Source organism: Flavobacterium sp. MFBS3-15, from assembly GCF_026107645.2.
Classification (GTDB): domain Bacteria; phylum Bacteroidota; class Bacteroidia; order Flavobacteriales; family Flavobacteriaceae; genus Flavobacterium.
This window is the reverse complement of the sequence record NZ_JAPCHV010000009.1, coordinates 61,389-82,069: the sequence shown is the minus strand read 5'-3', so window position 1 is coordinate 82,069 and position 20,681 is coordinate 61,389. Positions and strand designations below refer to the sequence as shown.

Sequence of the window (20,681 nt, the reverse complement as noted above, 5' to 3'; positions counted from 1 at the left end):
TTGCTAAGTCCCGGCTTTTATTATTTAAGGCAATTAATTTTTAGAGGATGAAAACCCCTCACCTCCCCGCCGTGGCGGGAAAGCATGGGGCACCGCTAAGCGTTATGTATTTGGGCTTCGGCCTGTTTAAGGTCGCGGGTGTTTTTCTGTACGGCTATCGCGGCAAAAAGGCTCAGTGTGAAGGCCATCCCGAAGAAGCCTTTTTCGCTCAGGAACAGGTCGGCATTCCAAAGGCCTACGATTAGCAATACCACGGCGGCGATGGTGGTAAACCAGCTGATGCCATAGTATAGGTCGGTTACCGGTATGCCCTCCATCCGGTCGCGTACGCTTTTTTGCACCGAGATTACCGAGAACAGCCCGAAAAGCAGGATGGTAAAATAGTACCCTTTCTCGTTCAGCTCCATTTCGGCATTGAACAGGCCGATGCAGAAGGCCGTCATCCCGATGAGCAGCGCCATCCAGGAGGCACCCACAAAGGCAGGGCTTGGCTTGAGGGTCATTATCCCATTGGCAATAGTTTCTTTTTTCATGGTTTCGGAAGTTGTTGCTTCCTGTGGTTTTAGCGGTTCCATAATTTATCTTGGTTAAAAATTATGAGGGCAAATCTCCGTTAAAACAAAAAGCCCTGAAAATCAATTTCATTATAAAACTGATGATATAAATTATGAATTTAGATATCTTTACATCTTTTATAAAATGCCATGAACAGCCTCAATGATATCGTGTCATTAATGACATCAGAAGAAAAACAATCATTCAAAGCACATTTACGTAGCCGGAACAAGCGTGGTGATGTACAAAATGTCCGCCTGTTCAAAATGATTGAAACTGATGATATAAACATTGAAGGAAAATTTGTTGCAGGGAAAGCCAACCGCGATGCCTACCATGCCCTGCGCAAAAGGCTGTACGATACGCTGGTCGATTTTATGGCCAACCGCGCGTTTGAGAAAGGCACCTCCGAGACCCATGAGGTATTGCGCCTAATTGTGGTAAGTCGCCTGTTTTTTGAGCACAAGCTCTACAAAGCCGCCTTTAAATGCCTGGCAAAAGCCGAAGCAAAAGCCCTTAATCTGGATCACTTCAGCCTGCTAAATGAAGTTTACCAGTTGCAGGCGCAATATGCCCACTTTAGTGCAGCGCTGTCTATACAAGAGGTAATTGAAAAATATAAAATTAACCGCAGCCGTATGGAAATGGAGGAAAATCTCAATATGGTCTATGCGCTGCTCCGCAGGGAACTGGCGGAAATATACCACAGGGGCAAAGTAGTTGATTTCCGGTCGTTAGTAAAAGGTGTAATGCAGGCACAGGGCATTTCGCTGGACGATATACTTTCCTTCAAATCGCTGTACCAGATACTTTTTATCTCCAATGAATATGCCTCCATGAACAGCGACTTCAGCCTTGTCGAGCCTTTCACTGAAAAGAGCTATGCCTTCATAGCTGCAAAGGAGGACAGGACCGAAGGTCAGCTGTACTACCACATTTACATATTGTACCTGCTGGCAAACATGCATTTCCGGAACCACAGGTTTGCCGAATCAAAGGAGTACCTTGACAAGATGTACGGCCAGATGCAAAAACAGTCGGCCAAATACCATGGCCGTTTTACATTGCGGCATTCGTTATTACTGGCACTGAATGAGAATTACTCCGGCGCATGGCAAGATGCACTGCACATAACCGAAAAAGCCCTGAAAGGTGTAACGGCCAAGTCGGATCCTGTAGATGTAAACGACCTTCGGATGTGTGCGGCGATCATTTGCGTGCAGCAGCATGACAGAGCCGCACTGAGGCACCTCAAACTCTTTGCCCATACCAATGCGTGGTACGAAAAGAAAATGGGGATGGACTGGACGATAAAAAAGGCACTTGCAGAAATATTGGCCCATGCGCAATTTGATAACACCGAGGTGGCCCTGTCCCTCCTGAAAAGCTTTAAGCGGCGCTATAAAAAGTACTTGCTTGACATCAAAGAAGAACGGGTTTTTGCCTATGCGCAATTGGTGGAGCGTTACCTAATGAGGCCTGAGATCCTTACACACCCGGATTTTATTAAAGGGATATACAGCCTGAGGACAGATGATGGTAAGGAAGATATTTTTGTGCTCAGCTTTATGGCGTGGCTCATAGCAAAGGCGGATAAAAAGCAGGTGTATGAGGTGATGTTAGGAATGATAGGATAACGCCTTTCCATTTTGACCAGCGGGAGAAATCCCTTTATCATCGGGATTTCTCCCGCTGGTCAAAATGGAACAGAGCGAAACTGAATAATTGCAAATTGTAATTATCGTTCCCCCTTCCATTCCCCGTAAAACTGTTCTAAAAAGCCTTCCATGTAATTATGGCGGCTTTCTGCTATCTGTTTTCCGGTTGGGGTATTCATGCGGTCTTTGAGCAGTAACAGTTTTTCGTAAAAATGGTTGATGGTAGGCGCAGTGGTTTTTTTATATTCCTCTTTATCCATGTGGAGGTTAGGTGCAATGGCAGGGTCGTACAACGCCCGGTTTTTAAACCCGCCGTAGTTGAAAGCCCTTGCAATCCCTATGGCTCCCAATGCGTCGAGCCTGTCGGCATCCTGAACGATATTCAGCTCAATGGAATCGAATTTCTTCTCGAAGTTGCCACCCTTGAATGAGATGTTCTCAATGATATTTACCACATGGATGATCGTTTCCTCAGCCAAGCCCTGCGCCGAAAGGAACCGCCAGGCCAGCGTTGGCCCCACGGTTTCATCCCCATCGTGGAACTTGCTGTCTGCAATGTCGTGAAGCAGCGCACCCAGCTGGACAACCAACAGATCGCAGTCCTCACCTTTGGCAATGTTCATAGCGTTGTTATACACCCGCTCAATGTGGAACCAGTCATGGCCGCCCTCTGCGTGTGCAAGCTGTGCTTTTACAAAGGCTATCGTGATGTCTACAAGGTTGGTCATGGGCTAATTTGTAAAGTAGTAAATTAAAATCTTATTATCCAAAAAGCATACTTCGCAATTTGGATTGGCGCTTATTTTAGTATTTGTGTAAGACTTCACATTTTGTTTATTCGTAACTAACTCTTCTTTTATCTCTTGTGGCAGCCATTCAAACATAAACGTATTGCTGTTAAAAAATTGGTTTAAGTTTTCATCGCTTTGGCAATCAGACTTTAGTTTTTCAAAAGTTCCGGGATCAAAGTAAGCAACTGCCTGCAATGTATAATCCGCAGGCCCTAATCTGTCATCACCAATCTTTGTTAATTCATATTCAACCCGCTTAGGCTTATAGTCTTTAAGATTTATAAACCCTGCTATATCTTCGGCTTCATCTCCATGACTGGTGTGAATGTTACTGCAGCCGGCAATAAAGATTACGATTAAAACGATTAGAATTTTTTTCATTTTCGTTAGGTAAAAAAAGCTGCCCTAAAGCAGCTTCATTATTATTTTACCAACGCAGGTGTTACCCACTTGAATATATGCGATTCTTCAGGGATTACAAGCCTTTCGGATATCCGTGCCATACGGTCAGGGAGCTTCATCAGGAAGTCGCGGGCTTTTTCGGCCTCGGCGGTAAGCCCATCGATCTTGTCGATCTGCCATTTTTCAATAAGCTTACGCAGGATATCTACATAATCCATTGCAGTATATACCCCAATGCGCTGTGCCGAATCCGAGAATTGCTCAAAAGCTTCCCCAATTTTTTGGCCTGATTCCCTTAGGAAGTGTGCCGGCATAACGATCTTCTGCTTCATCATGTACTGGAAGGCCAGCATCATTTCGCTTGGATCTACCTGGAAAATACGGTTGATGAATTCGCTGTAAGCCATGTGGTGGCGCATCTCGTCGCCCGCAATGAGTCTGCAGGTTTTAGATAACTTGTTGTCGCCGTATTTCTTCGCCAGTTGTGATACACGGTTGTGCGATATATAGGTGGCAAGTTCCTGAAAGCTGGTATATACAAAATTTTTGTACGGGTCACGGTCGGTACCAATATCGAAACCGTCGTTGATAAGATGCTGCGTAGTCATTTCCACCTCGCGCATGTTCACACGGCCCGAAAGATACAGGTATTTGTTGAGCACATCGCCATGGCGGTTTTCTTCACCTGTCCAGCTCCGTACCCATTTAGACCATCCGTTGCCGCCTTCGTCTACCTGGTTAATGCCTTCTACGGTCATCAGCCACGATTCGTAGGTAGGCAGGGCTTCTTCGGTTATGGTGTCGCCCACCATTACCACCCAAAAGTCGTATGGAAGGTCTTTTGCAATTTCCTGCAGTTCCTTCAGGTCTTCATGAAAGCTTTCGCTTTGCGGGTCGGGCAGCAGGTCGCTGGGCTGCCATATCTTTTCTACCGGAATGAGGTATTCATCAACAAAAGTGTTGATGTCCTTTTCGAGCAATTGCATCACCTCAAGCCTTACATTGTGTGTAGACATAGTATCTTAATTTTTTATTCCTTTTATTACTGCATTCTCTGTCCGCTCCATCACTTCAGCAAACGGAATATCTTTAATAGCAAAAGGTTCCTGTACCGTGAAAGTCAGCCGGTTCCCCAATCCTAACGGGAACTGCCCGAAACGCACCAACTTCCATGAGTTGTTGATGCTAACCGGTACAATATACGCAGAAGGGGCGTATTTACAAAGTATTTTAAGACCGTTTTCGGAAAAGCGCTTCGGCACTCCTGTCTTGCTCCTTGTCCCTTCAGGGAAAATAACTGCCGAACGGTTGTGTTTCTGAATGTATTCGCCCATCTGTTTAATGGCAGGTAAGGCCTGCTTGGGGTCTTTGCGGTCTATCAAAACGCTTCCGCCATGGCGAAGGTTGTATGACACACTTGGAATGCCCTTGCCTAACTCTTTTTTACTGATGAATTTTGGGTGAACCTTGCGCATGAACCATATTATTGGCGGTATGTCATACATGCTTTGGTGGTTGGCCACTATGATGAGCGGCACTCCCTGCGGAAGGCGTTCCAAATGCTGTATGTTATATGTAGTGCCCAATATATGTGTGGTTCGCACGAGGCAGCCGTTAAGAAGGTCGACACTTTTTTTGTGTGCCTGGTAACCAAATACGTTCAGGCATACCCATTGTACAGGATGGAAAATGAGCAGCATTATTAAAAATGCCAAATAGAAAATTATGGATAACGGATAGGATAATATCTTTTCCATTTATGGTTTTAAAAAATTCCCGTAAAAGTAATCCCTTTTTGTGGAATACGAAAAAGTTTTAGTATGCAGGCATAGCGGAGTGATGAAGATCACATTTTTTATATCCAAAAAGGAAGGTAGTTTGAAAGAATTAAAAAAAGATGTAAAAAAATCTACTAAAGCATTACTTTGTTTGAAAATATTCTTATATTTACGCCATCAAAAAAAGAATTACTTTTACATCATATATCTATAACAATGAACGGAGATAAAGAAGCAAAACTAAAAGCATTACAGCTAACATTAGATAAACTGGACAAAGCCTATGGTAAAGGCACCGTAATGAAGCTGGGTGACCAGGCTGTTGAAGAAGTAGAATCGATACCCTCGGGATCTCTTGGTGTAGACCTTGCCCTTGGTGTAAACGGCTACCCGCGCGGCAGGATAATAGAAATTTACGGTCCGGAATCGTCGGGTAAAACAACCCTTACGCTTCATGCCATTGCCGAAGCACAAAAAGCAGGTGGCATTGCCGCATTCATCGATGCTGAGCATGCTTTTGACCGCAGCTATGCCGAAAAACTCAATGTGGATGTAGAGAATCTTATCATTTCGCAGCCGGATAATGGTGAACAAGCGCTTGAAATTGCCGAAAACCTAATCCGTTCAGGCGCAATCGACATTGTGGTTATTGACTCGGTGGCTGCATTAACGCCAAAGAGCGAGATAGAAGGGGAAATGGGCGATTCTAAAATGGGGCTCCATGCACGCCTCATGAGCCAGGCACTAAGAAAGCTTACGGCCACCATAAGCAAAACCAACTGTACGGTATTCTTCATCAATCAGCTTCGAGAGAAGATCGGTGTAATGTTTGGTAATCCTGAGACTACCACCGGTGGTAATGCACTGAAATTTTATGCCTCTGTACGCATCGACATCCGTCGCGCCTCCCAGATAAAAGACGGTGAGAATGTAATTGGCAACCGTACTAAGGTGAAAATCGTGAAAAACAAGGTGGCACCGCCGTTCAAGACTGCCGAATTTGACATCATGTATGGCGAAGGGGTTTCCAAGACGGGGGAAATACTTGATTTGGCTGTAGAATTTGAGATTATCAAGAAATCGGGATCCTGGTTCAGCTATGGCGATACAAAACTGGGGCAGGGCCGCGACGCTGTTAAGGCACTCATCAAAGACAACCCGGAACTCGCTGATGAACTGGAAATCAAAATAAAGGAGATCATCAAAGAAAATATGTAGTACATTTAAAACCCGATTGTTCGGGTTTTTTTATTGAAATACGCAACCTTTCCTGAGTTTGTGCATCTATTGGAATAAGTGAATTTATTTTAGAAACGATTTATGAAAAAGATTTTGTTGTTGCTCGGCGTAATTTGTCTTATATCATCTTGTTCAATGGAAGAAGACAGGGTAAAATTTGACATTGCATTCCTGCCTGCTGTGGCAGTTGAAGTGCCTGAATATATGCAGCCGGGACAAACGTATGATTTTAAAATTAAATACAACAGGCCTACTGATTGCTATTATTTTGACGGTTTTTACTATGAGCCTGATGGCAATGCGCATATTGTTGCGGTACAGGCACTCGTAATACGCGATGCCGACTGCAAGGCTATTGATACTTTGGTTCCGGAAGAAGGAACATTCCAGGTTACGTGTTCGCCGTTGTATACCGAAAGCTCGTATCACTTTAAGTTTTACAAAGGAGAGAATACAAACGGAGACCAGGAATTCATGGAGGTGGAGATACCGGTTCAACAATAAAAAATGAATGAAAGCCATTGGGGTTAGACGAAATCATAAAAGATTGCCAGCGGGACAGCATAAAGGCTCAGGAACAATTGTACAGGCTACTGGCCCCAAAGTTGTTTTCGGTATGCCTCAAGTACTCGCGCAATTATGAGGACGCACAAGATAACCTGCAGGACGGCTTCCTGCTAATATTTAGAAAAATAGCACAGTACCAGTTCAAAGGTTCCTTTGAAGGCTGGGCCAAAAGGGTGATGGTAAATAATGTATTGCAGCGCTACCGCACCGAAGGGATATTTGAAATAGTAAGTGAAAACCTGCCTGAAGAGGCAGAAGTGGAACTTGAAGCAGATGACATCAGCATGGATTTCCTGGTTTCGATAATCCAGGCATTGCCGGACAGGTACAGAATGGTATTTAACCTGTATGTCATCGATGGTTATTCACACAAGGAAATTGCCGAGATGCTGGGAATTACCGATGGCACCTCTAAATCCAACCTGGCAAGGGCAAGGATGATATTGAAAGAAAAGATTGAAGCGCAGCAGGGAACAAGCATACCTACAGCAAAATGAATGACAAAAAAAACATAGACAGGTTATTTCAGGAAAAGTTTAAGGACTTTGAAATAACGCCTCCTGAGTTTGTTTGGGAAAACATCGAGGAGAAACTCCGGGAAAAGAAAAAACGAAGGGTTATTCCACTGTGGATAAAACTTTCGGGTGTTGCTGCCGTGCTGATTATCGGCTCGGTGCTTACGATGCCTTATTTTAACGGTATCGATACCAACAAAAATCCGGTTGTTATTGAAAAAGAAGGGACAAAACGCATTATACCAACAGACAACCCTATCCCAAACAATGGAATTATCATAGTTGACAGTACTATAATAAACAGCCAGAATTCAGCGGTAGCATCGGAAGAAGGAAGCGACGCAAACAACGATAAACGCCATCCTTCGGAAGGAGTTGAAGGTCCAACAAGAAAATCGGACATCCCAGTTAAACGCGGTGTTCGTTTTAATGCCAAAGGAGAAGCGGTTGCACATGAAGGCAATTCCGGGCGCAGCAATACTAAAGGCCACCGAAATTTTAACGGCGAGAAAAGGAAACGTATTCAGCAAAATCATGTTCAGGGTAATGGTGCTTTAGCCTACAGTAATGGCCCGGATAATAGCTCCACAAGCAACAATGGATCTAACGTAAAATCACAAAAGGCAGGCAAGCAAGGTGTCCGGGATAAAATCAAAACTGATGATGCCTTTGCTACAGGCAATGAAAAGGACCAACGCGGAGATCTTTCGCAGGATCCTTTAAAGACTATGGTGGAAGAACAAGGGATCATCGAAAGAGACATGCCTATGGAACAGGCGGTAGCTGAAACAACTGTTGATACATCATCTGTCCTGAAGCCGGAAAATGAGTTGGAGAAACTGTGGAAGGAAAAAACAGAAGGGAAAACAGACGGCGAAAAAGCAGTTGCTGAAGAAAGCAATAAAGGCAAGTGGAACGTTAAGCCCCAGGTGGCCCCGCTATTTTTTAACTCAATGTCTGAAGGTTCGCCAATAGACGGCCAGTTTGCAGGGAACAGTAAAAACTTTGACAATGACCTGAGCTATGGCGTGGGTATAAATTATGCGGTAACAGACAGGCTTTCCATACGTTCCGGAATTAACACGGTAAACATGAGTTATGCTACCAATGACGTACAATTCCGCCCTTCACTTACCGGACAAACCAGTAATGTCTCATCAAACGCAAGAAAAGCCAACATTGTGGTACAAAGCGTCAACCATATAGCCGGAGGCTCTGGCGTGGAACTTATACCAAATAGTTTCAGCAGCCTTTCTACTAATGAGCAAACCTTTACCGGTTCAATGATACAGTCTACCGGTTATATTGAAGTGCCGGTTGAAATGTCCTATGCACTTGTAAACCGTAAGTTTGGCATAGATGTAATAGGCGGGATGAGTACACTTTTTCTTAATGAAAATAATGTGAGTGTTATATCTACACAGGGATACAGCGCTGAAGTTGGCGAGGCACAAAATCTAAACAGTGTACACTTCAGTACCAACATCGGCCTTGGTTTCAAGTACCGTTTCTGGAAATCGTTCCAGGCAAATTTTGAGCCCACATTTAAATATCAGGTAAATACCTATAGCAGGGATGCGGGCAATTTTAAGCCTTACTTTATAGGCCTTTACTCCGGCATAAGTTTTAGTTTTTAAGCCTGTTGGTTGGCTTAATGATTTTTTAGGTAGTTTCTCAAAGCGCTCCGGTTGGGGCGCTTTTTAATTTAAAACCTATATCTATAAGATATTAAAAGCCCCAGGTTTTGAAAATACCGAGGCTTTTAATATTTAATCTGACTACTTAAACATCATCAAAATCCACATAAATCTCCGATGTTGTAGGGTGCGCCTGACACGTAAGAATGAGCCCCTCGGCGATTTCGCTATCAGTAAGGATGGCGTTCTTTTTCATCTCGGCCTTTCCTCCTGACAAACGGGCCATACAACTACTGCAAATTCCACCCTGGCAGGAATATGGAGCATCTATGCCTTGCTTAAGAGCGGCATCCAGTATTGTCATTTGCTGTGACATCATAAAGGTTACCTCTTCATCGTCAACCAATACTGTGATTTTGGTTTGCCCGTCCAGGTTTTCCTGAATTTTTTTCTCAGCAATCGGGGTTGAGAACAATTCAAACTTAATGTTCTTTTCAGGGATATTGTTTTCCTTTAAAACATCATTAACCGTAAGGATCATGTCTTCAGGACCACACAGATAGAATTTTTCAAAATCCTTTTCCTTATGTTTATTCTTCAGCACAAAGTTTACTGTGGAACGTTCAATCCTTCCGAAAAGTGAGTCTTCGGCACGTGCCTGGCTGTACACAAAATGCACAAAGAAACGACCTACATACTTCTGCTGGAGCTCATGTAAAAAATCGTGGAAAATGGTTTCCTGTGGCGTACGGTTCCCATATACCAAAACAAATGTGCTTTCGGGTTCTCCCTGTAGTACAGATTGTAATATTGCCAATACCGGTGTTATACCACTACCTGCAGCAAAGGCTGCATAATTGCGCTGCCTGTCGGCCTTAGGTTCAAAAGTGAACTTGCCTTCGGGGGTACCCACCTCCATGGTGTCGCCCGGTGCAAGCTTTTCATTGGCAAAAACAGAGAAGCCTCCATTTTTTACAGCTTTGATGGCTACCCTGAGCTCGTTGCTTCCGGGTGCAGAGCAGATGGAATAGGCCTTTCGTATTTCCTGCCCTTCAAACTGCGTTTTAATGTTTATATACTGGCCAGCGGTAAAATTATAATCACCCTTAAGTTTTTCGGGTATTTCAAAGGCAATCGAAACGGCTTGTGGTGTTTCGCGCCTGATATCTTTTATGACAAGTGAATGAAATGTTGACATGTTGAATATTTCTGCAAAAATAAGCATTCCTTTTGCGGAAATGAAATAATACAAATTTTTAATATACCTAAAATTATTATGCATAAGATTATTATGTATTTTTGTTCAGTAAATAGCAACTGATGAAAAATTCGCAACTGTACAAAGGCAGCCTTACTACAATTATAATGAAGCTGCTGGAGGAAAACGGCAGGATGTATGGTTATGAGATTACACAAAGGGTAAAGCTAATAACCGGTGGCGGGCTAAATATCACCGAAGGCGCCCTCTATCCCGCACTCCACCGGCTGGAAGGCGATGGCCACCTGGAGGTAGAGGTGGAAAAGGTAGATAACCGCCTGCGCAAGTACTACAGGCTTACCAAAAGCGGAAAAACCGAAACTGTGAACCGGCTTGCAGAGCTGGAAGAATTCATTAAGAACATGCAGAGCCTGGTAGGAGGAGCTGTGCTTAAACCGGAATACTGATGGAAAAGACAATTAACGAAAAGTCTAAAAAAATAAATGCGGAACAGCTTAGGGAGCTGTTTGACTTTACCCGAAAACACTACGTAGATTACCACGATCTGCAATGCGAGCTGGCCGACCATCTGGCCCATGCCATTGAGCAGCGTTGGGAGGAGGAGCCCTTGCTATCGTTTGAGGAGGCATTGCAGGCGGAGTTCAAAAAGTTTGGCATCTTTGGCTTTAGCGATATTGTGGCCGAACGGCACAATGCGCTATTTAAAAGGTATTACAGATTGGTATGGCGGGAATTCAGGTCGGTATTAACCTTCCCTGTGCTTTTAATTGCTGTGTTGGCAACTTGGGGAATGTACCATTCACTCATGGCCTATCATCATAGCTACGCTTTATTCATGCTGGCATTTTTAGTCACTTCCTCATGGAAATTGCACCGCCTGAAAAAACAATACCGCAAAAAACTGAAAGATACGGGGCATAAATGGCTTTTCGAGGAAATCATATTCAGCTGCGGCGGGTTTGGTGTCATGATGACGGTGCCAATGCAGTTTTCCCATTTTGTTTTGGATGGCGAGATAAGCCCTCTGCTCGCGACAGTAATGTCTATTGTACTGTCACTGATGTTCATTTATGATTACGTAGTCCTTTTCAGGATGCCGTCGAAAGCAAAAACCTACCTGCAAAAAGTGTATCCGGAATACGGACTCGAAAATTTAGCATAAAAAAGTGTAACGTTATGGTGTAATTCCTGACTGATTATTCACCAACTTTAAAACCAATCTATGTTTACAAAATTCATCAGCCTGGAATGGAAAGCATTCACCAGGGCATCTTCATTCACTTCAAATGTCGTCATGAAGATATTTATGATTATTGCTGCCATTTATTTTACAATCATATTTTTATCGCTTGGCTTTTTTGGCTTTGATATTATTGAGGAAACCGGACAGGATCCGTTGGTCATCATAAGCAAATTCATGATTTATTATATGCTGATGGACCTTCTGCTACGCATATTCCTGCAGAAGATTCCTGTGATGAACATTCGCCCGTTGCTTACCTTACCAATTAAAAGAAGCACCATAGTTCACTTTGCTATAGGAAAGACAGTTCTGTCATTTTTTAACTTTCTTCATTATTTCCTGTTTGTCCCTTTCGCTGTAAGGCTTGTAGCCGAAGGATATGATACATTAAATGTACTGTTCTGGTGGTTAGGCGTAACCGCGCTTATCTACTGCAATAATTTCCTCAATATCCTGGCTAATAATAAAGACTGGGTATTTATGGTGATACTTGGTGTTTTTGCCGGAATAGCGGGTCTTCAGTACTACCAGGTTTTTGACATTACCATTGTAACCTCCATATTTTACCACGGCTTTTATGCCACATACTATATGTTCCTAATTCCGGTTGCTGTGTTGGCTGGGCTTTGGGTCGCAACATTCAGGTATTTTCGCAATGCATTGTACCTCGATACCGGCCTTAAGGGCAAGCACGATATCGCTGAAACGCAGGATTACACCTGGCTCAACAGATTTGGCACAATGGGGACATTCCTGAAGAACGACATCAAGCTGATACGCCGTAACAAGCGTTCAAAGACTACCGTAATCATGAGCTTTCTGTTCCTGTTCTACGGGCTGCTGTTCATGACAGGCGCCATTGAAGCTTATGATAATGATTTTTGGAAAGTATTTGCGGGAATATTTGTTTCAGGAGGTTTCCTGTTTACGTTTGGGCAATTTGTACCCAGCTGGGATAGCGCCTATTATCCCCTGATGATGAGCCAGAACATTACCTATAAAGACTATATCGCCTCCAAATGGTGGCTTATTGTGATAGCTACCCTGGTGAGTACAGTGCTGGCATCCTTTTACCTGTACTTTGGTGTCGATACCTACCTTATTATTGTGGCCGGTGCGGTATACAATATCGGCATTAACTCATATTTGGTATTATTTGGCGGCGCCTTCATTAAAACACCCATCGACCTTGCAAGCAGCAAGCAGGCCTTTGGTGACAAAAAAGCATTTAATATGAAAACTATGCTGCTTACCATTCCAAAATTGCTGTTGCCTATTGCTTTTTATATCATTGGCGATGCCATAGGCGGCCCAACGGTAGGTTATGCGGTACTGGCAGGATCGGGGATACTTGGATTTGCATTCAGGAATTTCATGTTCGGACAGGTTGAGAAGATTTATAAACTGGAAAAATACAAAACCCTTGACGCTTACAAACAAAAATCATAAAACAATACAACTATGATACAGGCACAAAATTTAAGGAAAACCTACGGTGGTGTAACCGTACTGAACATAGAGCACCTGCACATTCGTCAGGGCGAAAGCCTTGGCCTGGTAGGCAATAATGGCGCTGGCAAGACAACCTTCTTTAGCCTGCTGCTCGATTTGATAGAACCGTCTAACGGCGAAGTGAAGATAAAAGGCATACTAGTGAACCAAAGTGAAGCCTGGAAACCCGTAACGGCAGCGTTTCTGGATGAATCGTTCCTGATTGGCTATCTTACGCCTGAAGAATATTTTTACTTCATAGGCGAATTGCGCGGACAAAACAAAGCTGATGTGGATGCGCTCCTGAAAAAGTACGAAGACTTTTTTAATGGAGAGATCTTAAACAAGAAGAAATACCTGCGCGACCTGTCTAAAGGTAACCAGAAGAAGGTGGGGATCATTGCGACCCTGATTGGCAATCCGGAACTAATCGTACTCGATGAGCCATTTGCCAACCTGGACCCTACCACGCAGTTCAGGCTCAAGAAAATCATCCGCGAGCTGGCAGACAATAAAAACGTAACAGTATTGGTATCGAGCCACGACCTAATGCACACCACCGAGGTGAGCGACCGTATTGTGGCTTTGGAAAAAGGACAGATCGTAAAAGACATCCGTACTTCGCAGGAAACCCTGAAGGAACTGGAAGAGTTCTTTGCAGTGTAATAAAATTCGATCCCCCGCAAAGCGAGGGATTTTTTTTGCCAAAAAAGTTTCTCGTACCAAAAAGAAGCGTATTTTTACCCCTCTCTATACTAAAAAGAGATTTTAAAAGTTAAGGATAAAAACCTTTTACATTGAAAACCAGTACCTGTAAATATATTCTTCTTTGCGGTGCGGCAGGTTTCATAATCGCCTGCTCTACTAAAAAGGACAACTTTATAAACCGCAATTATCATGCGGTTACCACCGAGTATAACGTATTGTATAACGGTGAGCTTGCATTGCAGGCAGGGATCAACGACCTTAAAACCACCTATGCAGATAACTATTGGGACATTCTTCCTGTAGAAAAGATGCAGCCCAACAAGGAGGAGATGGAGCCTACCGACAAGCGCAACGCCAACTTTGAAAGGGCGGAGACCAAAGCAACTAAAGCAATACAAAAACACTCGATGAACCTGGGTGGCACCGAAAGGAATCCGCAAATGGATGAAGCCCACCTATTGCTTGGCAAGGCGCGCTATTATGACAACCGCTTTATTCCTGCGCTTGAAGCATTTAACTACGTTTTGTATAAGCACAAAGGAAGCAGCCGTATTGATGAAGTAAAGGTATGGAGGGAGAAGACGAACATACGCCTGGAGAATGAAGGTACCGCCATAAAGAACCTAAACCAGTTGCTGAAAGAAAAAGAAGGCCAGATGGATGAGCAGATCTACTCTGATGCGAATGCCATGTTAGCCCAGGCTTACATTAATTCCACTATGAACGATAGTGCCGTTTTTGTATTGAAAAGAGCCGTCGCTTTTACCAAAGATCGCGAAAAAGAAGCCCGTTATCGTTTCATTCTTGGCCAGCTATATGGAAAAATGAAACAATCTGACAGTGCCTACGCCTACTACCAGTCGGTAATCGAAATGAACAGGAAGTCGCCAAGGCGTTATGTAATACAGGCACACGCAATGCAGGCAGGGCTTTTTGACTATGAAAACGGTGATACACTAGCTTTCATGAAAAACATGAGGGACCTGCTTGAAGACCGCGAAAACAGGCCATACCTGGATATCATCCATCATCAGGTTGCGTTATATTTTGACAAGCAGGGCAATAAGCCAAAAGCCATAAAGCATTACAATAAATCCCTCCGCACTAAGTCGACCGATAAATACCTTATGGCTTCTAACTACAGGAACATTGGAGAGATACACTTTAACAATGCCAAATATCCGATGGCCGGAAAGTATTATGACAGCACACTCGTATACCTTGATGTCCGCGGAAGAGAATTTAAAGCAATCAAAAAGAAAAGGGATAACCTTGAAGACGTAATAAAATATGAAACCATTGCCCAAAACAACGATAGCATACTGCACATAGTATCGCTTTCGGAGGCAGGCAGGGTGGCTTTTTTTGAAGACTATATCAAGCGCTTGAAAGAGCAGGAAGAGCGGGAAAGAAAAAGGCTTGAAGCAGAAGCCCAAAGACAGGCGAACATAGCCGCGGCCTCGGCGAACATTAGCGGTGATGATGCCATGGGGTCTGCAGGGGGTATGCAGACAAGCAATAGCAGAAGAAGTGCCGGAACAGATTTTAGCGCAAATGTAGCAGGCAAAGGGGAAACAGTTGCTAAAGGCAATACCGGAACTAATCCGGGTAGTGGTGCTCCTGCAGGCATGCCTGGCAGTACTACAGGTGGTGGCAGCAAATTTTATTTTTATACACCTTCTACAGTGTCATATGGCAAGCTTGAATTTAAAAAACGATGGGGTGAAAGGCCACTGGCCGATAATTGGCGTTGGGCTTCGGAACTGCGAAACAGGACAAAAAGCACTGAAGAGACAGCAGTCGCCAACACCGATAGCCTTTCCGGTGGCAGTAAGGATGAAAATAAGATAGATGAACGTTATACAACAGATTTCTATATCAAACAGTTGCCTACACGCCAGGGAACGCTGGATACACTTGCTACTGACCGAAATTTTGCCTACTACCAACTGGGCCTTATATATAAGGAAAAATTTAAGGAGTATAAACGTGCTGCCGACAAGCTCGAAAAGCTGCTGGTGAGCAATCCCGAAGAGCGCCTTGTGCTGCCGGCCAAATACAACCTGTATAAAATTTACCAGATCATAGATCCTGCCAAAGCAGAAAACTATAAGCAGCAGGTACTTGCCGAATATCCTGACAGCAGGTATGCTGAGATCATTAAGAACCCGACACTGGAAAGTGTTAATAACGAAAGCCCTGAGGCTGTATATGCCGCAGTATATAAGCAGTATGAGGAAGGGAAACCGAGAGAGGTATATGCCCAACTTGAAAAACATATAGAGACCTATACTGCTGAGGAAATCGTTTCTAAATTTGAATTGCTTAAGGCCCGCGTTACCGGCAGGCTCAAAGGACTTGAGGAATACAAAAGGTCGCTTAATTATGTGGCACTTACCTACCCTAACAGAACCGAAGGCAAGCTGGCAGAGGGATTACTGAAGACGGACATCCCGTCGTTAGAGAAGAATGCTTTCGGCAAGGCTTCCGCAAGCTGGAAAATTATATTTAAATTTGACAACCCAGCCGATCCTAAAATTGAGGCCCTTAAGTCTAAAATTGAGAAGTTTATCAAAGAAGGCCTCAACAACAGGATTACCATAACACAGGACGTATATACCATGACTGAAGATTTTCTTGTAGTGCATGGATTCAATAGTAAGCTGGCTGCTGAAGAAGCTGCATCCGTATTAAAAGAATATAAAGAATATAAGATCGCCGAAACCCCTATTGTGATCTCGAGCGAAGATTATAAAGTGGTACAGATCAAAAAAAATATCGCCGGATTTTTGGCCATAAAATAAACTACCATGTTTGAAAAGCCCCAAAAACAATATACCGACCTGTTGGGCAAGACCAACAGGATCGTGGAAGGTACAAGTATTAAGGGAGATATCATTTCACAGGCCGACATAAGACTTGACGGAGAACTCGTTGGTAATTTTTCTTCGAAAGGGAAAATTGTAATAGGGCCTTCAGGTACCGTAACCGGCGATATCCGATGTAAGAACGCAGATATTGAAGGGCGCTTTAACGGCAAAATAGAAGTTGATGAACAACTTAATGTAAAATCAAAGGCACATATTGTGGGCGAAGTGATTGTAAGCAAACTGTCTGTAGAGCCCGGCGCCGAATTTAGCGCCACCTGTGTGATGAAGAATACCGTAAAACCTTTGCCTAAAGCAAATGAGAAACAACAGGCAGGATAAGAATAAAAAATGGATTGCACTCATCAATATCCCATTCCAGATGGGGGTTATTATTTGCGCAGGTGTGTTTTTTGGGCTTTGGCTTGATAAAAAAACAGCCAATACGAATTCATTGTATACCATAATATTCTCACTACTATCAGTATTCATCGCGTTGTATAATGTCATCCGCCAGGTCAAAAACCTTGGTGAAGGCCCTAAATGATCCTATGTATAAAACCCTTCTGTATTTTGTTGTATTTGCACTTGCCCTTTTCGGTGCGCATTACTATGTAGCCGAAACTTATTTCCCCGGAAAGTTTTATTACGAGGTTTGGCATATATATGCTTTTTTATTTTCAGGCACTTTTATAGTGTTGCTATTGCTGAAGCTGGTTCATAAATCGCTGCCGGACAAAACGGGTTTTGCATTTATGGGATTGTGCCTCCTGAAGGTAATGGCATCGGTGGTTTTTTTCATTCCCCTTATACAGGCCGATGTGGCCGCTCCTGAACCAGACGTTATCAGTTTCTTCATTCCGTACTTCCTGTTTCTCACTTTTGAAGCAGTTTCGGCAGTGCGTTTCATTAACGCCAGTTAAATAGCTGATTTATTAGATATTCTTTAAAATAGGATATGTTTCCAAAAATAATATTTGGATATTTTTAAATGTGAATTAAATATGTACCTTTGCAAAAATTTTTGGGACATCGTTTTAGCCATTTAAAATTAAATTATAGTGATTTCAATTAAACCACTTCAATCTTTCATAACTGCTTTATTGATAGGTTTTTCAGTAAATACTTACGCTGAAACCCAAATCGACACCACTTTGGTAGCGCATGATGAGGCTCACGCCACTCACGAAGCACATGGTGCACACGGTGAAGACAAGGAATTCAACGCTTCTGACCTTATCAATTCGCACATTGGCGACTCGCACGATTTTCACATTTTTGACTGGGACGGCCACCCGGTATCCTTTAACCTTCCGGTTATCCTTTGGACCGACAACGGCCTTGTGATTTTCTCTTCTGAGAAATTCCACCACGATAACACCGGCCACCATGTAGTAGAGGCTGACGGGCAAAAGTTTGTCCGCCACAATGAGGTAATCTACTACGCCGACAAATTCGAAACACTTTCTGAAGACGACAAGTCTGCTTTCAACTTTGAGGCCAGGCCGTTGGACTTCTCTATAACAAAACTGGTATTTTCACTACTGATATCAGCCATCGTGCTGTTCCTTCTCTTCAGCGCAGTTGCAAAATCGTACAAAAAGAACAGCATGGCGCCCAAGGGACTTGCTGGCTTCTTAGAACCGTTGGTAGTGTTTGTCAGGGACGATATTGCTATCCCGAACATCGGTGAAAAAAAGTACGCCAGGTATATGCCGTACCTTCTTACCATTTTCTTCTTCATCTGGATCAACAACCTTATCGGCCTTATACCTTTCTTCCCGTTCAGCTCTAACCTTACGGGTAACATCTGCTTCACGTTTGTGCTTGCATTTATTACCTACATCGTTACAACGGCAAGCGGCAGCAAGGATTACTGGAAACATATTTTCATGCCGCCGGTACCGGTATTGCTGTACCCTATCATGATCCCGGTTGAGATCATCGGTACGTTGACCAAGCCATTTGCATTGATGATACGTCTTTTTGCGAACATCACCGCGGGCCACATCATCATCCTTAGCCTTATATCGCTTATCTATATATTCAAGACGGTTGCCATTGCACCGGTATCAGGAGCATTCGTATTGTTCATGAGTGTGCTGGAACTTTTGGTTGCTGCTCTGCAGGCGTATGTATTTACATTGTTGAGTGCATTGTTCATTGGTCAGGCGGTAGAGGAACATGATCATCACGATCATCACTAAAATTGAGTTTTTTTAATTATTAACTATATAAATTTACTATTATGGTATTAGCTGGAATTGGTGCCGGACTGGCTGTAATCGGAGCAGGTATTGGTATTGGAAAAATCGGTGGTTCTGCCATGGATGCAATGGCTCGTCAGCCTGAAGTTGCAAACAAGATCCAAACTGCAATGATTATTGCTGCTGCACTTATCGAAGGTGTTGCTCTTTTCGCAGTAGTAGTTGCGTTGATTGCAAAGTAATTAATTACAGGCTTCCCGCCGCGGTTGGCCGCGGGAAGCTTTTTTACAAAAAAAACAATTAAAAACAAGATATATGAATTTTACCGCACCGGAAAGTTTAGTTTTTTGGACAACAATAATATTCTTAGTGTTCTTCGTACTGTTGAGGAAGTTTGCCTGGAAGCCTATCCTTGGCGCTGTAAAAGGCAGGGAAGATTCTATTAATAAAGCCCTCCAGTCTGCAGAAGATGCGCGCAGGGAAATGCATAACCTTCAGGCAGACAACCAAAGGATCCTTCAGGAAGCAAGGGCCGAAAGGGATGCAATGATGAAGGAAGCGCGTGAAATCAAGGAAAAAATGATTGCTGATGCTAAAGCCGAAGCCGAAGCTCAGGGCCAAAAAATGGTAGCGCAGGCGAAAGCTGTTATCGAAGGCGAAAAGAATGCAGCCATGGCAGAAATCAAAGGCCAGGTAGCAAGCCTGTCGCTTGACATCGCCGAAAAACTACTTAAGAACGAACTTTCTAACAAAGAAGCTCAAACTGCATTGGTTGAGAAAATGTTAGGTGACGTAAAACTAAACTAATCCATCGTTATGACAGGTTCAAGAGCTGCAATACGATACGCAAAGGCGATACTTGAAATGGCACAGGCTTCGGGCGCTGCACAGCAGGTGAGCGAAGATATGGCACAGATCTCAGCTTCTGTTAAGGAGAGCAAAGAGCTACAGGATTTCCTTGGCAATCCTACAGTGAAAGCAGAGATAAAGGAGGCGGCCCTTAAAGAGATATTTGCCAATAGCAACAACATAACACAGGGACTTTTCAGGCTGCTGCTTGAAAACAAGAGGTTTGGGATTTTGCCGGCCATTGCGGAACAGTACAAAGTACAGTTTGATATCATCAACGGCGAACAGGTAGCTACGGTTACCACAGCCTTCCCAATCACTCCCGAACTTGAAGCCAAAGTACTGGACAAGATAAAGGAATTTTCGGACAAAAAAATAACCCTTAAGAATATTGTTAACCCGGCCATCATCGGCGGGTTCATACTAAGGGTGGGCGATAAGCAGTTCAATGCTTCTGTTGCCAACAGCCTGAATACATTAAAAAGAGAATTAAGTAATTAAGCACATGAAGAAGTTACATTTTTTACTCGCAGCACTATTTTTGATTTGCTTTTCTGGTTTTGCCCAAAAGGTAAAATTTAAAAAGGGTGAAGTACTCGTAGATAATATCGTTTGGCTTAAGTATGAAGGATGTGGTACATTTGACGGGACTTGTAGCTTTATGAATCTCGAAGGAAAAGAGATCATATTCATGAAAACAATAATAGTAGAGGGAGGTACATCGCGCACACCAAGTAATCCCCAGGGAAAACTTGTGTATACGCAAATATCTTTTTTAGGGCTTGATAAAAAAATTGAATTGGCAGAAACAGATAAAAAAATAGTACAAATACTATATAAGTCTAATGTTGTTGTCAATGGGGTGCTTGTCGAAGAAAATGTAGACATTCTTGTTCAAAAATACGGCACCGAGTTTTCAGGCAGATAATAATTTAAATAAGGTAATTAAACTTAA

The 20,681-nt window shown here is 43.3% G+C and carries 24 protein-coding genes; 18 read left to right on the top strand and 6 right to left on the bottom strand.

Translation table 11 applies throughout. The annotated features are described in order from the left end of the window. Nucleotides 1–95: 95 nt before the first annotated feature. On the bottom strand, nt 96–533 hold the full coding sequence (yiaA, locus tag OGH69_RS09570; RefSeq protein ID WP_265174333.1) for an inner membrane protein YiaA: 438 nt from the start codon (nt 531–533) through the stop codon (nt 96–98). Between the two features lie 171 nt (nt 534–704). Between yiaA and OGH69_RS09565 the strand changes: the two genes are divergently transcribed. Continuing rightward, nucleotides 705–2,192, top strand: coding sequence for a hypothetical protein (locus OGH69_RS09565; RefSeq protein ID WP_265174238.1), 1,488 nt, complete (start codon nt 705–707; stop codon nt 2,190–2,192). A 101-nt stretch (nt 2,193–2,293) separates the two neighbouring features. Here the strand turns inward: OGH69_RS09565 and OGH69_RS09560 are convergent, their stop codons facing one another. The 4 genes from OGH69_RS09560 to OGH69_RS09545 are packed head-to-tail and all read right to left on the bottom strand — an operon-like array spanning nt 2,294 to nt 5,163. Beyond that, nucleotides 2,294–2,941 carry an HD domain-containing protein gene (locus OGH69_RS09560; protein WP_265174237.1) on the bottom strand — a complete coding sequence of 216 codons (648 nt, stop codon included), beginning with the start codon at nt 2,939–2,941 and terminating at the stop codon, nt 2,294–2,296. Between the two features lie 3 nt (nt 2,942–2,944). Further along, a complete protein-coding gene (locus tag OGH69_RS09555; protein ID WP_265174236.1) occupies nt 2,945–3,385 on the bottom strand; it encodes a hypothetical protein in 441 nt (146 codons plus the stop codon). A 41-nt stretch (nt 3,386–3,426) separates the two neighbouring features. After that, nucleotides 3,427–4,422: an acyl-ACP desaturase gene (locus OGH69_RS09550; RefSeq protein ID WP_265174235.1), complete on the bottom strand. Its 996-nt coding sequence runs from the start codon at nt 4,420–4,422 to the stop codon at nt 3,427–3,429. A 6-nt stretch (nt 4,423–4,428) separates the two neighbouring features. Beyond that, nucleotides 4,429–5,163, bottom strand: a complete 735-nt coding sequence (locus tag OGH69_RS09545; protein WP_265174234.1) for a lysophospholipid acyltransferase family protein — start codon at nt 5,161–5,163, stop codon at nt 4,429–4,431. A gap of 237 nt (nt 5,164–5,400) precedes the next feature. On the opposite strand from OGH69_RS09545, the gene recA reads away from it, so the two are divergent. The 4 genes from recA (at nt 5,401) to OGH69_RS09525 (ending at nt 9,142) form a co-directional block, all read left to right on the top strand. Continuing rightward, entirely contained in the window at nt 5,401–6,402 is a 1,002-nt protein-coding gene (gene recA, locus OGH69_RS09540) for a recombinase RecA (protein ID WP_265174233.1), read from the top strand. Nucleotides 6,403–6,558: 156 nt separating this feature from the next. Then, nucleotides 6,559–6,927, top strand: a complete 369-nt coding sequence (locus tag OGH69_RS09535; protein ID WP_265174232.1) for a hypothetical protein — start codon at nt 6,559–6,561, stop codon at nt 6,925–6,927. Nucleotides 6,928–6,944: 17 nt separating this feature from the next. Then, nucleotides 6,945–7,487: an RNA polymerase sigma factor gene (locus OGH69_RS09530; protein WP_265174231.1), complete on the top strand. Its 543-nt coding sequence runs from the start codon at nt 6,945–6,947 to the stop codon at nt 7,485–7,487. After that, nucleotides 7,484–9,142 (top strand): hypothetical protein, encoded by a 1,659-nt coding sequence (locus OGH69_RS09525; protein ID WP_265174230.1) that lies wholly within the window; start codon nt 7,484–7,486, stop codon nt 9,140–9,142. Before OGH69_RS09530 ends, OGH69_RS09525 begins: the two co-directional genes overlap by 4 nt. 145 nt (nt 9,143–9,287) lie before the next feature. Here the strand turns inward: OGH69_RS09525 and OGH69_RS09520 are convergent, their stop codons facing one another. Then, on the bottom strand, nt 9,288–10,340 hold the full coding sequence (locus tag OGH69_RS09520) for a ferredoxin--NADP reductase (RefSeq protein ID WP_265174229.1): 1,053 nt from the start codon (nt 10,338–10,340) through the stop codon (nt 9,288–9,290). 122 nt (nt 10,341–10,462) lie between these two features. Here OGH69_RS09520 and OGH69_RS09515 point away from each other — a divergent pair, with 122 nt between their 5' ends. From OGH69_RS09515 to OGH69_RS09455, 13 genes are all read left to right on the top strand, one after another. Next, on the top strand, nt 10,463–10,807 hold the full coding sequence (locus OGH69_RS09515) for a PadR family transcriptional regulator (protein ID WP_265174228.1): 345 nt from the start codon (nt 10,463–10,465) through the stop codon (nt 10,805–10,807). After that, entirely contained in the window at nt 10,807–11,523 is a 717-nt protein-coding gene (locus OGH69_RS09510; RefSeq protein WP_265174227.1) for a hypothetical protein, read from the top strand. The genes OGH69_RS09515 and OGH69_RS09510 overlap by 1 nt, the downstream gene beginning before the upstream one ends. A gap of 60 nt (nt 11,524–11,583) precedes the next feature. After that, nucleotides 11,584–13,053, top strand: a complete 1,470-nt coding sequence (locus OGH69_RS09505; RefSeq protein WP_265174226.1) for a DUF5687 family protein — start codon at nt 11,584–11,586, stop codon at nt 13,051–13,053. 12 nt (nt 13,054–13,065) lie between these two features. Beyond that, nucleotides 13,066–13,761: an ABC transporter ATP-binding protein gene (locus OGH69_RS09500; RefSeq protein WP_265174225.1), complete on the top strand. Its 696-nt coding sequence runs from the start codon at nt 13,066–13,068 to the stop codon at nt 13,759–13,761. 131 nt (nt 13,762–13,892) lie between these two features. Next, nucleotides 13,893–16,607, top strand: a complete 2,715-nt coding sequence (locus OGH69_RS09495; protein ID WP_265174224.1) for a type IX secretion system periplasmic lipoprotein PorW/SprE — start codon at nt 13,893–13,895, stop codon at nt 16,605–16,607. 6 nt (nt 16,608–16,613) lie between these two features. Beyond that, the gene (locus OGH69_RS09490) at nt 16,614–17,012 is read left to right on the top strand and encodes a bactofilin family protein (protein ID WP_265174223.1); all 399 of its coding nucleotides are present in this window, start codon (nt 16,614–16,616) and stop codon (nt 17,010–17,012) included. After that, the gene (locus tag OGH69_RS09485) at nt 16,990–17,217 is read left to right on the top strand and encodes an AtpZ/AtpI family protein (RefSeq protein WP_265174222.1); all 228 of its coding nucleotides are present in this window, start codon (nt 16,990–16,992) and stop codon (nt 17,215–17,217) included. The genes OGH69_RS09490 and OGH69_RS09485 overlap by 23 nt, the downstream gene beginning before the upstream one ends. Nucleotides 17,218–17,221: 4 nt before the next feature. Continuing rightward, nucleotides 17,222–17,593 carry a hypothetical protein gene (locus OGH69_RS09480; protein WP_265174221.1) on the top strand — a complete coding sequence of 124 codons (372 nt, stop codon included), beginning with the start codon at nt 17,222–17,224 and terminating at the stop codon, nt 17,591–17,593. Nucleotides 17,594–17,824: 231 nt separating this feature from the next. Next, nucleotides 17,825–18,877, top strand: a complete 1,053-nt coding sequence (gene atpB, locus OGH69_RS09475) for a F0F1 ATP synthase subunit A (RefSeq protein ID WP_265174332.1) — start codon at nt 17,825–17,827, stop codon at nt 18,875–18,877. A gap of 41 nt (nt 18,878–18,918) precedes the next feature. Then, nucleotides 18,919–19,119, top strand: coding sequence for an ATP synthase F0 subunit C (atpE, locus tag OGH69_RS09470; RefSeq protein WP_159801307.1), 201 nt, complete (start codon nt 18,919–18,921; stop codon nt 19,117–19,119). Between the two features lie 73 nt (nt 19,120–19,192). Continuing rightward, nucleotides 19,193–19,684, top strand: a complete 492-nt coding sequence (locus OGH69_RS09465; protein WP_265174220.1) for a F0F1 ATP synthase subunit B — start codon at nt 19,193–19,195, stop codon at nt 19,682–19,684. A gap of 9 nt (nt 19,685–19,693) precedes the next feature. Next, nucleotides 19,694–20,227 (top strand): ATP synthase F1 subunit delta, encoded by a 534-nt coding sequence (gene atpH / locus OGH69_RS09460; protein ID WP_265174219.1) that lies wholly within the window; start codon nt 19,694–19,696, stop codon nt 20,225–20,227. A gap of 4 nt (nt 20,228–20,231) precedes the next feature. Next, nucleotides 20,232–20,654: a hypothetical protein gene (locus tag OGH69_RS09455; RefSeq protein ID WP_265174218.1), complete on the top strand. Its 423-nt coding sequence runs from the start codon at nt 20,232–20,234 to the stop codon at nt 20,652–20,654. Nucleotides 20,655–20,681 lie beyond the last annotated feature (27 nt).

Coding starts and splice junctions, on each gene's coding strand:
- yiaA (WP_265174333.1), bottom strand. CDS start 533: ATGAAAAAAGAAACTATTGCCAATGGGATAATGACCCTCAAGCCAAGC.
- OGH69_RS09565 (WP_265174238.1), top strand. CDS start 705: ATGAACAGCCTCAATGATATCGTGTCATTAATGACATCAGAAGAAAAA.
- OGH69_RS09560 (WP_265174237.1), bottom strand. CDS start 2,941: ATGACCAACCTTGTAGACATCACGATAGCCTTTGTAAAAGCACAGCTT.
- OGH69_RS09555 (WP_265174236.1), bottom strand. CDS start 3,385: ATGAAAAAAATTCTAATCGTTTTAATCGTAATCTTTATTGCCGGCTGC.
- OGH69_RS09550 (WP_265174235.1), bottom strand. CDS start 4,422: ATGTCTACACACAATGTAAGGCTTGAGGTGATGCAATTGCTCGAAAAG.
- OGH69_RS09545 (WP_265174234.1), bottom strand. CDS start 5,163: ATGGAAAAGATATTATCCTATCCGTTATCCATAATTTTCTATTTGGCA.
- recA (WP_265174233.1), top strand. CDS start 5,401: ATGAACGGAGATAAAGAAGCAAAACTAAAAGCATTACAGCTAACATTA.
- OGH69_RS09535 (WP_265174232.1), top strand. CDS start 6,559: ATGGAAGAAGACAGGGTAAAATTTGACATTGCATTCCTGCCTGCTGTG.
- OGH69_RS09525 (WP_265174230.1), top strand. CDS start 7,484: ATGAATGACAAAAAAAACATAGACAGGTTATTTCAGGAAAAGTTTAAG.
- OGH69_RS09520 (WP_265174229.1), bottom strand. CDS start 10,340: ATGTCAACATTTCATTCACTTGTCATAAAAGATATCAGGCGCGAAACA.
- OGH69_RS09515 (WP_265174228.1), top strand. CDS start 10,463: ATGAAAAATTCGCAACTGTACAAAGGCAGCCTTACTACAATTATAATG.
- OGH69_RS09510 (WP_265174227.1), top strand. CDS start 10,807: ATGGAAAAGACAATTAACGAAAAGTCTAAAAAAATAAATGCGGAACAG.
- OGH69_RS09505 (WP_265174226.1), top strand. CDS start 11,584: ATGTTTACAAAATTCATCAGCCTGGAATGGAAAGCATTCACCAGGGCA.
- OGH69_RS09500 (WP_265174225.1), top strand. CDS start 13,066: ATGATACAGGCACAAAATTTAAGGAAAACCTACGGTGGTGTAACCGTA.
- OGH69_RS09490 (WP_265174223.1), top strand. CDS start 16,614: ATGTTTGAAAAGCCCCAAAAACAATATACCGACCTGTTGGGCAAGACC.
- OGH69_RS09485 (WP_265174222.1), top strand. CDS start 16,990: ATGAGAAACAACAGGCAGGATAAGAATAAAAAATGGATTGCACTCATC.
- OGH69_RS09480 (WP_265174221.1), top strand. CDS start 17,222: ATGTATAAAACCCTTCTGTATTTTGTTGTATTTGCACTTGCCCTTTTC.
- atpE (WP_159801307.1), top strand. CDS start 18,919: ATGGTATTAGCTGGAATTGGTGCCGGACTGGCTGTAATCGGAGCAGGT.
- OGH69_RS09465 (WP_265174220.1), top strand. CDS start 19,193: ATGAATTTTACCGCACCGGAAAGTTTAGTTTTTTGGACAACAATAATA.
- atpH (WP_265174219.1), top strand. CDS start 19,694: ATGACAGGTTCAAGAGCTGCAATACGATACGCAAAGGCGATACTTGAA.
- OGH69_RS09455 (WP_265174218.1), top strand. CDS start 20,232: ATGAAGAAGTTACATTTTTTACTCGCAGCACTATTTTTGATTTGCTTT.